The sequence below is a fragment of the Candidatus Saccharimonadales bacterium genome (assembly GCA_035945435.1).
GTDB lineage: Bacteria > Patescibacteriota > Saccharimonadia > Saccharimonadales > DASZAF01 > DASZAF01.
Map to the genome: position 1 here is coordinate 1 of DASZAF010000015.1, position 10,128 is coordinate 10,128.

At 50.5% G+C, this 10,128-nt stretch carries 15 protein-coding genes; 11 read left to right on the top strand and 4 right to left on the bottom strand.

Annotation, left to right across the window (positions count from 1 at the left end; translation table 11 throughout):
- Nucleotides 1-47 precede the first annotated feature (47 nt).
- Together VGS28_01585 and VGS28_01590 are read right to left on the bottom strand one after the other, a co-directional pair.
- Nucleotides 48-653: a hypothetical protein gene (locus VGS28_01585; GenBank protein ID HEV2412480.1), complete on the bottom strand. Its 606-nt coding sequence runs from the start codon at nucleotides 651-653 to the stop codon at nucleotides 48-50.
- Nucleotides 654-658: 5 nt separating this feature from the next.
- Nucleotides 659-928: a DUF2087 domain-containing protein gene (locus VGS28_01590; GenBank protein ID HEV2412481.1), complete on the bottom strand. Its 270-nt coding sequence runs from the start codon at nucleotides 926-928 to the stop codon at nucleotides 659-661.
- Between the two features lie 195 nt (nucleotides 929-1,123).
- Here VGS28_01590 and VGS28_01595 point away from each other — a divergent pair, with 195 nt between their 5' ends.
- The 3 genes from VGS28_01595 to VGS28_01605 are packed head-to-tail and all read left to right on the top strand — an operon-like array spanning nucleotide 1,124 to nucleotide 2,883.
- Nucleotides 1,124-1,651 carry an FKBP-type peptidyl-prolyl cis-trans isomerase gene (locus VGS28_01595; protein ID HEV2412482.1) on the top strand — a complete coding sequence of 176 codons (528 nt, stop codon included), beginning with the start codon at nucleotides 1,124-1,126 and terminating at the stop codon, nucleotides 1,649-1,651.
- Nucleotides 1,652-1,678: 27 nt separating this feature from the next.
- The gene (locus VGS28_01600; GenBank protein ID HEV2412483.1) at nucleotides 1,679-1,936 is read left to right on the top strand and encodes a glutaredoxin family protein; all 258 of its coding nucleotides are present in this window, start codon (nucleotides 1,679-1,681) and stop codon (nucleotides 1,934-1,936) included.
- On the top strand, nucleotides 1,936-2,883 hold the full coding sequence (locus tag VGS28_01605; protein ID HEV2412484.1) for an FAD-dependent oxidoreductase: 948 nt from the start codon (nucleotides 1,936-1,938) through the stop codon (nucleotides 2,881-2,883). Before VGS28_01600 ends, VGS28_01605 begins: the two co-directional genes overlap by 1 nt.
- On the opposite strand, the gene VGS28_01610 is transcribed toward VGS28_01605, so the two are convergent.
- The gene (locus tag VGS28_01610) at nucleotides 2,880-3,482 is read right to left on the bottom strand and encodes a hypothetical protein (GenBank protein ID HEV2412485.1); all 603 of its coding nucleotides are present in this window, start codon (nucleotides 3,480-3,482) and stop codon (nucleotides 2,880-2,882) included. The genes VGS28_01605 and VGS28_01610 overlap by 4 nt on opposite strands.
- 24 nt (nucleotides 3,483-3,506) lie before the next feature.
- On the bottom strand, nucleotides 3,507-4,193 hold the full coding sequence (locus VGS28_01615; protein ID HEV2412486.1) for a glycerophosphodiester phosphodiesterase: 687 nt from the start codon (nucleotides 4,191-4,193) through the stop codon (nucleotides 3,507-3,509).
- A 101-nt stretch (nucleotides 4,194-4,294) separates the two neighbouring features.
- Here VGS28_01615 and VGS28_01620 point away from each other — a divergent pair, with 101 nt between their 5' ends.
- The 8 genes from VGS28_01620 to VGS28_01655 form a co-directional block, all read left to right on the top strand.
- Entirely contained in the window at nucleotides 4,295-4,828 is a 534-nt protein-coding gene (locus tag VGS28_01620; GenBank protein ID HEV2412487.1) for an inorganic diphosphatase, read from the top strand.
- 76 nt (nucleotides 4,829-4,904) lie between these two features.
- Nucleotides 4,905-5,918 (top strand): type I glyceraldehyde-3-phosphate dehydrogenase, encoded by a 1,014-nt coding sequence (gene gap, locus VGS28_01625; GenBank protein ID HEV2412488.1) that lies wholly within the window; start codon nucleotides 4,905-4,907, stop codon nucleotides 5,916-5,918.
- Nucleotides 5,919-5,928: 10 nt separating this feature from the next.
- Nucleotides 5,929-6,384: an RpiB/LacA/LacB family sugar-phosphate isomerase gene (locus VGS28_01630; GenBank protein HEV2412489.1), complete on the top strand. Its 456-nt coding sequence runs from the start codon at nucleotides 5,929-5,931 to the stop codon at nucleotides 6,382-6,384.
- Nucleotides 6,384-7,028, top strand: coding sequence for a hypothetical protein (locus VGS28_01635; protein HEV2412490.1), 645 nt, complete (start codon nucleotides 6,384-6,386; stop codon nucleotides 7,026-7,028). The genes VGS28_01630 and VGS28_01635 overlap by 1 nt, the downstream gene beginning before the upstream one ends.
- A 37-nt stretch (nucleotides 7,029-7,065) precedes the next feature.
- Nucleotides 7,066-7,926: a transketolase gene (locus VGS28_01640; GenBank protein HEV2412491.1), complete on the top strand. Its 861-nt coding sequence runs from the start codon at nucleotides 7,066-7,068 to the stop codon at nucleotides 7,924-7,926.
- Nucleotides 7,919-8,917: a transketolase C-terminal domain-containing protein gene (locus tag VGS28_01645; protein HEV2412492.1), complete on the top strand. Its 999-nt coding sequence runs from the start codon at nucleotides 7,919-7,921 to the stop codon at nucleotides 8,915-8,917. The genes VGS28_01640 and VGS28_01645 overlap by 8 nt, the downstream gene beginning before the upstream one ends.
- Nucleotides 8,917-9,828 carry a class II fructose-bisphosphate aldolase gene (locus VGS28_01650; protein ID HEV2412493.1) on the top strand — a complete coding sequence of 304 codons (912 nt, stop codon included), beginning with the start codon at nucleotides 8,917-8,919 and terminating at the stop codon, nucleotides 9,826-9,828. Before VGS28_01645 ends, VGS28_01650 begins: the two co-directional genes overlap by 1 nt.
- 6 nt (nucleotides 9,829-9,834) lie before the next feature.
- Nucleotides 9,835-10,128 (top strand): carbohydrate kinase family protein (locus VGS28_01655; GenBank protein ID HEV2412494.1); only part of this gene is annotated, 294 nt, incomplete at its 3' end.

Genomic DNA, 10,128 nt, shown 5'->3' on the forward strand with positions numbered 1-10,128 from the left:
GAGCTAGCTCGGACCGCCCACCACGAGCTAGGTGCAGAGCGAGTTGACTAGAGGGCTAATCCTAAATCTCGCTTGATAGTCTCCGCAATATGTTGAGCGTGCGTGATGCTCGTCCTCCCTATAGAGCCACCTTGCATGAAACGTCTAACCTCTCTTTCGCCGAGAGCCATAAGGGCAAGTAGCGACGCGGGTTCGACGGCTTCATGTAAGACTCTAACTGTTGAAGTCCCATCTGACCTTACACCGCTCAACTGACAGACGCGCAAAGGGCAGGGGCAGCCGTAGCATTCTTCGTTGAAGTGGTTCATGGGTGGCATCTTCCTGCCTCTGGACCGACAACACTGATGTTCTATAAGGCCATGCGCTGCTAAACCGGATACTAGTTTAGTGCCCACACCAGCAGCGGGAGATGGCTCAATCCCTTGGCTTTCAAAAAAGGCAGCTGCACCATCGGTGGTTATCAGTGGCATATACATACTTCTGCGGACTTGAACGTACGCAAGGGCTGACGATGGGGGTGGCGGCACCTGATCTCGCCGAGCACGAATTATGCTCAGTCTCTCGATTGCCACTCGCGGGAGCCGTCGGCTAGGGGTGTTCCAAGAAGCCTCCCAGCTGTGTTCTATGCCGAGATCACATACGGCTTCTACCATAGCTTCTACTTTTTACGCTGGTACTCGCTACCGTCCGGCCGCCTCTCGAAAAAACCATGCTCGTATAGCTCGCGTCTAAGGAGTGGCCAGTCACCGAACGTATGCCATTCCTGGAGGATCTTGTCGACTTCTGATTCTCTGTAGGTCTTGTCGTGTTCGAATTTACTGGCAAGGTGAGACAGTACGGCTTGCCTTGGCTCCACCTTTTTAGGCAACTTGGTTACCCGACCACGCGAGTCGAGGTACTTACTGATGTCGTTAGAGGCTAATGCCATATCAAGAGTGTATCAGGTACGTGCATGCACTTGTCAAATGGCTTCATCTGCACCTAGCGTTACTTTATAAGTATTATGCATGGTACTACACTACATATGGTGCTATACGAGCATCTATACTCGCATAAATGCGGCCTAGTTGATATAATAAGTGCCAGTCTAAAACTACTGATCCGGGGGAACTATCCTATGAAAATGTCATTTAGCGGAGAAGCGTTCAGTCGTTACTTTATCTTCTTCATCGCCATCGTCTTTATCGTTGGGACAATAGGTTTCTATCTATATACTGTTTTCTCTAGTAATAACACGACGCCAACCAATTCGGCGGCTACATCTACCGCCCAACAGAATGCCCAAGCCTCCGAGCCTGTTAACAAAGCCTACATTATCAAAGGACCCGTATCTGCGCTCCAGTCAACTGATATTACCCAAGGTAATGGTGACGTTGTCAGCTCGAATGCTACTATTCTAGCTAGCTATGTCGGGGCACTTGCCAGTACTGGTCAGATCTTTGACCAGAGCAAGACGCCTGTACAATTCTCGCTCAGCTCTGTTATCAAAGGCTGGCAGCAGGGTATACCCGGCATGAAGGTTGGTGGCACACGTCGTCTTGTCATCCCATCATCACTTGGCTACGGCTCAGCCGGTACCCCGGATGGTTCTATCCCGCCAAACGCCGCCCTCGTCTTTGATGTGACTGTCACGAAGATCGTTTCAAACTGATAAACAACAAAAAGGAGAGATACCCCAATGGCTAAACGCGTAACAATCTATACAACCAACACGTGCGCCTACTGTGGCATGGTCAAGATGTGGCTGCAAGGCAAAGGTCAGACCTATGAAGAGGTTAATATCGATTCACAACCAGAGAAGAGGACGGAGATGATGAAATACACTATTCAAACAACCGTCCCACTGGTAGTCGTTCACGACGAATCTCAGCCCACAGTTGCACCGAAAATGATGCAAGGTTTTAATCTGGCCAAGCTGGCCGAGGCGATAGCTTAATGGCAAACGGTGTTCGAGATCTTGTTGTTGTCGGTGCCGGTCCATCGGCTCTGACGGCGGCGATCTATACGACCAGGGAGGATATCGATACACTCCTCATAGAAAAAGGCGTCATAGGTGGGCTGGCTGCAATAACTGACCAGATTGATAATTACCCCGGTTTTGCCAAGGGAGTGACTGGTCTTGAGTTAGCTGAGCAACTCCGACTGCAGGCCGTCCGTTTTGGTGCCCAGATCGATCTCGGAGAGGTTTCGGCCATCACTGAAGCAGGGGACCTAAAGAGACTGACGACAACCGAAGGCGACATTATGGCCAAGGCAGTCCTCATAGCCACTGGTACCGACTACAAAAGATTAGGTGTGCCGGGCGAGCAAGACTATTTTGGCCGCGGCGTTCACTACTGTGCGACGTGTGACGGAGCCTTTTACCGCGATAAGCGCTTAGTAGTCGTAGGGGGCGGTAACTCGGCTGTTCAAGAATCACTCTTTCTTACCACCTACGCAACCCATATCGATATGCTTGTCCGTAGTGAGCTGAAAGCTTCCGAAGTACTTCTTCACGAGCTAAAGCAGAACCCCAAGATTACTGTTCATCTCGGCACAACGACCGACGAGATTGTGGCCGAAAACGACAAGGTAACAAAAGTGATCGGTATGCATGATGGTAAAAAAGTGGAATTTCCGACTGATGGAGTCTTCGTCTTTGTTGGTTTGCTGCCAAACACTGGTTTCTTGAAAGGGACTAAAGTCAAGTTAGATGAACGTGGCTTTGTTGAGACTAACGACAGATTGGAGACGGGAATGCCTGGTGTCTTTGCGAGTGGTGACGTTCGCCACGGTGCTACGATGCAGATTGCTTCGGCCAGTGGTGAAGGTGCGACTGCAGCACTGATGATTCGTGAGTATCTCAAAGAGCATGCGAGACAGACTCAAAAAATTACCGTCTAAGTCCCTACCAACTGGCTCATACTGGCCAATAGCCCTCTAATCAGTTCATCACCGATTTCGCCATCCAGCGGACCTACTTGCCCAGCCACAGCTATCTCGGTGCCATTAACAGAACCAATGTCCGCCACATAGAGACCTTCGGCACGATCGCGGACGACTAACTGCAGATCGGGAACATCTTCATACGGATAGTCACCACCAGCGTGCATCAGACCCTGGCCAACGTGGTGTTCACTCATGGGGGCAGTCGTGGCCACACTGAGTTCTCCGTCCTCGTGTTCTTCTAGCTGGGCAAGGTAGTGTGACGGCACCTCGAGGCCGCTAACGCACTCCACAAAAGCAAGAACTCCATATCGGCCTATTCGAGCCATAGCAATTGGCGGTCTCCCACAGGTGTTTTCTAAGCGGCACCCCCACGGGTATTCGAGAATGCCCACCATCTCTGTTCGGGGGACGGTTGTGTATCCCTGTTCGCGATGAGTGGCTCCGTTACCAAGCAATCTGATGATCTGGATATCGCTGGCAAACGCTAGGTCGTTCCAGACGGCCTCTGCAAACTGCTCCTGACGTGCGACATTCCCGTGGTATCCAACTGACATATTCGCTTCTCTTCCCGGGTCTGCCTAGCGCAGTTTTGACATGCTATCTGGGTAGTTTGTACATACGGCGTCGACACCAACGCGTCTCATTCGGGGCATCTGCCAAGGCCAATTCACAAAATAAGCATAAGTAAAGAGTCCTCGCTTCTTGGCACTACGTACGACCCACTTCCAACACAAGTCAAATCTGAAACCGACACCCCAGAGATTTAACTCGCTACTCACTCGAAGGAACGTCAAGGGGTGGATACGATGGAGAAGAGCAAGATGTACTTCTTTATTTTCAGCCCTGATCTCACGGAGAACTTTGACACGGAAAGAGGAGAGAAAGAAATCGTCGTATGTGAGGCCGCTTTTGAGTAGTTTTGGTATATATGGAGCAACGAGCGTACCGGCTCCAGGCGACTTGACCTCAATGTTTATTTTCTTGAGACCCTTAATCTGGTCGATGACTTCGTCCAAAGTCATAATGGTCTGGCCGTTCTTAGTCTTCACCGACGTTAGACTTTTAAGAGTGTTTTCCTTAACCGTTAAGGAGCGTCCGGTGACGTGTCTTGTGTTACGGCCGTGAATGACGACAAGCCGATTGTCGGCTGTCTGTCTGACATCGAACTCGATGTAGTCAGCTGTGCTTTGGCTGGCATAGACAAAGGCATCACGCGAATTCTCAAGGGCGTGACCCTTAGCCCCACGGTGGCTGATAATTTGCATCACCAATAGTATAGCTTCAAATTGTTTACTTGCAATCTAGCCCAGACTATACTGACAGGTAAGAGACAACGACACGTCGCACGAAAGGACATGAGTAACAGATGGCTGATTTTAATCAAGTACTAACGCCAGGTGATATAGATCACGGCCTTGTTAACACTGTAATAGAGATCCCCGAGGGGTCACATCTTAAGGTTGAGTGGGACAGAAAGCGCGCTGCGTTCATGCTTGACCGCGTTGAACCAAACGTCTTTCCGAAACCCTGCAGTTATGGCTTTATACCCCAGACACTCGACGAGGATGACGATGAACTCGATACGCTAGTAGTCTGTGATGAGCCGATCCCGACTGGTGTCTGGCTTGAGGCTCGAATCGTAGGTGTGATGTACTTTGAGGATAATGGCGATCTGGATACAAAGATTGTGGTCGTTCCTAATGATGACCGTAGCACCGGTGACTCGATAAAGTCACTCGACGATCTTGGTGAACGCTGGAAGCAGAAAGTCGAATTCCATTTCAATCACTACAAGGATCTCAAGAAACCAGGCTCAACCAAAGTGACAGGTTGGGGTGATGTGAATGATGCTGTTAAAGTTGTCAACGAGTGTATTGCCCGCTTTAAACCCGCCTCCTGAAGTTTATTGCCCCTGACTCGAGGATCCTATACAATATAGGCATAAGCGATATGTCTATTTAACTTGGGAGGGATCAATGAGAACACGAGTGGCCATTAATGGTTTTGGTCGAATCGGCCGAAATGCTTTTAAAATCGCTTTTGAACGAGACGACCTTGAGGTCGTTGCCATCAATGATCTAACGGATACAAAGACACTTGCTCATCTATTAAAGTTTGACAGCAACTACGGTATCTATCAGCACGATGTGAGCTCCGGTGAAGGCGAGATTGTAGTCGATAACCACCACGTCCTTGTTCTGTCTGAAAAAGACCCTGCTGCTCTACCGTGGGGAGCACACCAGATCGATGTCGTTATTGAGAGCACCGGTCTCTTTACTGACCCCAAGAAAGCCCATGCACATATCCATCCTGCGGGCGCAAAGCGAGTTGTGATATCTGCTCCCGCTCACGGTGCTGGCGCATCGACGATCGTACTAGGAGTCAATGAAGAGGCTCTCAAGGAGCATCCGAAGATCATCGATAACGCTAGCTGTACTACCAACAGCTTGGCGCCAGTTGCTGAGATTGTCGAAGAGAAGTTCGGTATAGAGAAAGCTCTTATGAGCACGATCCACAGCTACACACAGGATCAGAGGCTTCAGGATGCACCACACAAAGACCTTCGGCGGGCCCGCGCGGCAGCAGAGAACATCGTCCCGACCACAACCGGCGCTGCAATCGCCGCTGCCCTGACCGTTCCGGCCCTTCAGGGCAAATTTAACGGGCTTTCCTTTAGAGTGCCGACGCCGGTAGTCTCACTGAGCGACATTACATTCTTGGTTAAGAAAGAGGTGACTGAAGATCAGGTTAACGATGTCTTCCGAGCGGCTGCCAAAGAACCACGCTATCAGGGGATCCTCGATGTCAATGAACTACCGCTTGTTTCCAAAGACTTCCATGGTAACAGCCACTCGGCCATAGTTGACCTACCGCTCACGATGGTGGTTGGCGGTAATCTTCTCAAGGTCGTGGCATGGTACGACAACGAATGGGGCTACAGTAATCGCCTCGTTGAGATGACCGCCGATGCAGGCAGGGGCCTCAGCTAAAACGAGAGATATGAAGATCTATCTTGCTTCTGACCACGCCGGCTTTCACCTCAAGTCAAGGATCCACGCCTATCTTGTTCAGCATGATTACGACGTTGAGGACGTTGGTGATGAGACGTTTGACCCAAAGGATGACTACCCGCAATTTGCCTATGCTGCTACGACAAAGCTGCTTGGTACTAAAGAGGATGCCAGGGCTATTTTGATCTGTGGTAGCGGTCAAGGTATGTGTATTGCCGCCAACCGGGTTCACGGCATCAGGGCAACGGTCGTTGAGAGTGTTTGGATGGCCAAGGATGTTCGCGAAGACGACGACAGCAATATTCTCTGCCTACCCGCGAGAGTACTTGAAAAGCAGGACTCGAAGTTAGTCACTGACATCCTGGATACGTGGCTAAAGACTCCTTTTTCAAATGCCCCTCGACATACTCGCCGTCTGAAAGAGATAGAGGAACTCTACGGGTAATGGCCTCCGTCTGTCCGACAATTACGGTTAAAACACCCGAACAATACGCCACTCAGCTGAAACAAGTGGTGGATTTTGCCGAGCGGATCCACATTGACTTGGCTGACGGGCAATTTGCACCGACAAGGTTACTCGCACCTGAGCGCATCTACTTTCCGTCAGACATTATGAGCGACATACACGTCATGTACGCTCAACCAGAGTCAATTCGAATGACTGTCATAAGCCTCAGACCACACATGGTCATCTTCCACGCCGAGTCAGAAGGGAATGTTCTAGAACTCATGCGAGAGGTAAAGGCGGCTGGTATCAAGGCTGGGCTTGCTCTACTGCCTCAGACTTTACCAGAAGAGATAAAGCATCTCATCGACCTCGCAGACCATGTCCTGCTTTTTGGAGGTCATCTTGGTTATCAGGGAGGAGAAGCCGACCTCAGTCTCTTGAATAAAGTGATCGCCGTCCGCGCCCTAAAGGACGATGTGGAGATAGGATGGGATGGAGGTGTGAACGATGAAAACGCCGCACAGATCGTTGAGGCAGGAGTAGATGTCCTCAACGTCGGCTCCTACATTCAGGAGAGCAGTAACCCTAAGGAGCGCTATGAGACACTTCTGAGAGTTCTTGTAGGGCAAGCAGGTTCGTAATGCCTATGTCTTTGCGATATAATCGAGCGTAAGCATTATGCACCAATTGACGACCCACCAACTCGAGGAGAAGGCCGTCCTCATTCGTGAGGACATCATTCGTATGCTTATCAAAGCGGGATCAGGTCACTCGGCGGGTCCACTGGATCTTGCTGACATCTTTGTGGCTATGTATTTCCACATACTAAAACACGACCCGAAGAAACCTGACTGGGATGAGCGAGATATTCTTGTGCTGAGCAACGGCCATTGTATACCCGTCCGCTATGCGACGATGGCTCGTGCGGGGTACTTCCCTGTTGAAGAGTTAATGACTCTACGTCAGTATGGTAGTCGCCTTCAGGGGCATCCTGAGAGGTTGAGGCTCCCAGGTCTCGAAACAACTTCTGGTCCGCTTGGAAGCGGTATCAGTCAAGCCGCGGGTATGGCCTATGCTCTCAAAATGGATGGCAACCGACACAGGTGGGTCTATTGCGTATGTAGTGACGGTGAACTCGATGAGGGAAACTCGTGGGAAGGGATCATGTTTGCTGCAAAAAATAAGCTTAGCAACATGATAGTTATCGTCGACCGTAACAATATCCAGATTGATGGTAATACAGAAGATGTGATGCCGCTCGAGGACCTCCATAATAAATGGGAGGCTTTTGGCTGGCATGTTCAGGAGATTGACGGCAATAACATGGAGTCAATCATCAACGCTTGTAGCGAGGCTCGTGCGGTTGAGAACAGGCCGAGCGTTATCATTGCCCATACCATTCCTGGCAAAGGCGTCGGATTTATGGAGTACGACTATCATTGGCACGGTGGCTCGGTTGTGCCAAACGCTAAGCAAGCTAGAGAGGCGCTAAAAGACCTACGGTCTCTCGGCGGCAAGATCAGAGGTGAGCATGAGTAACGTTGTCACGATGCACCTAGCCACCGATATCGGCAGCAAAGATATCAAAGGCGAACCTATTAGAGCTGGTTTTGGGCGTGGTTTACTGACGGCAGGCAGAGAAGACGACCAGATCGTCGGGCTCTGTGCCGATCTTGTCGAATCCACCAAGATGAACGAGTTTGCTGACGTTTTCCCTGATCGTTATATCGAGATCGGCGTCGCTGAACAGAACTTAGTAACCGTTGCTTCAGGTCTGGCTGCCATGGGCAAGAAGCCATTTGTCAGTAGTTACTCGGCTTTCTGTCCTGGACGTGACTGGGAGCAGATCCGAACCACTATCTGCCTCAACGACCGACCCGTTCGAGTCGTCGGCTCACATGCTGGCGTCTCTGTTGGTCCCGACGGTGCCACTCACCAGATGCTAGAAGATATCCCGTTGATGCGATCGCTGCCAAACATGGTTGTCGTCGCTCCAGGTGACAGCATTGAAGCCGAAAAAGCCACACTTGCTCTTGCTAAACTCGACAAGCCGAGTTATATCCGCCTGGCTAGAGAAGCAACCCCGATCTTCACAACACACTCGACACCTTTTGAGCTTGGCCGAGCATATGTACTAAGAGAAGGGGATGATATTTCGCTGATCGGAACTGGCAGTATGACCTATCAGTGTCTTGTGGCCGCTAAGATCCTAGCCGAGAAGGGGATCAATGCCGAAGTAGTCCACGTACCCACCATTAAACCTCTCGATAGGGAGACGATCGTGACAAGCGCCAAGAAGACCAGATGCGCAGTTACGGCCGAGGAAGGGCAACTAGCGGGCGGTTTCGGCGGTGCTATCGCAGAACTACTTGGCGAGGAATGCCCGGTACCGCTTCAGAGAGTTGGTATTAGAGATCGTTTCGGTGAATCAGGACAGCCAGAGCAGCTTCTCGAAGCCTTCGGCCTGACGGGAGCCGATATCGCGAAGGTTGCCTCGCACCTGCATCATACCAAGAAAGGGGAGAGTTAATGCCACTTACAATTGCCCAGATCAGAGATAACTGTGTTCGAGCGCGTCATCTGATGCAGCGTTCTCGACAGCAGCATTTTGCCGTCGGCGCCTTCAATATCGACAACCAAGAGACACTCATAGCAGTCTGCACGGCGGCTCAGAAGCATAATTCGCCAGTCCTCGTCGAGGTCAGTGACGGTGAGGTAAAGGCCATCGGCATCGACAACATACGCGACATGGTCGACAACTATAAGCGCCAGTATGGTATTGAGATCTATGTGAATCTTGACCACTCTCCATCTGTGGAAGCCGCCATGCGCGGCGTTGATGGTGGCTTTGAGTTTATCCATATCGATATCAGCCAGGCTAACCACGATGCAACCGACGAAGAGATTATTGAAAAGACGAAGGAAGTCGTCGCCTACGCCAAGTTTACTGGCGCGCTTGTTGAGGCGGAGCCACACTACTTTCAGGGAAGCTCAAATCTGCATACTGAGACGATTAATTATGAAGAGATCAAGAAAACGTTCACAAAGCCTGAGGAGGCACGATCTTTTGTTGAAGCGACAGGTATTGATACGTTTGCGGCAGCAATTGGCAACCTCCATGGTAAATATCCGGTGCCCAAAGTACTCGACCTTGAGCTTCTAACCAAGATTCGTGAGGCACTCTCATGCAACATCAGCCTGCACGGTGGTAGTGATACGCCGCTCCATTACTTTACAGAGGCCGCAAAGATCGGCGTTAGTAAGGTCAACATCAATTCGGATATGCGTTATGCTTTTCGAACAACGCTCGAAAAAGTGTTGGCAGACAATCCAGATGAATATGCTGTCGTAAAGCTCATGCCGACAGTCTATCAAGCTGTTCAATCGGTAGTTGAAGATAAAATCAAGGCCTTTGGATCAGACGGGAAGGCCGTCGTCTAGGCCGACATGGAACGCGAGCAACCACGAATTATCAGTGTAGGGGGAGCAACCCAAGACATCTTCCTTAGTGGTAAGATTTTTATCCCCGTTTCAGACGGCAAGGAGGTATACGAGCAACTTCCTCTCGGGGCCAAACTAGAAGTCGAGAGGATAGACTTCAGTACTGGTGGAGGTGCCGGTAATGCGTCTGTTACCTTTGCCAGACAAGGTCTTAGCGCCCACTTTATGGGTATCATAGGGCGTGATCAAGCTGGTGAAGCCGTTCTCAAAGATCTTGACCAGGAGCATATAGACACATCA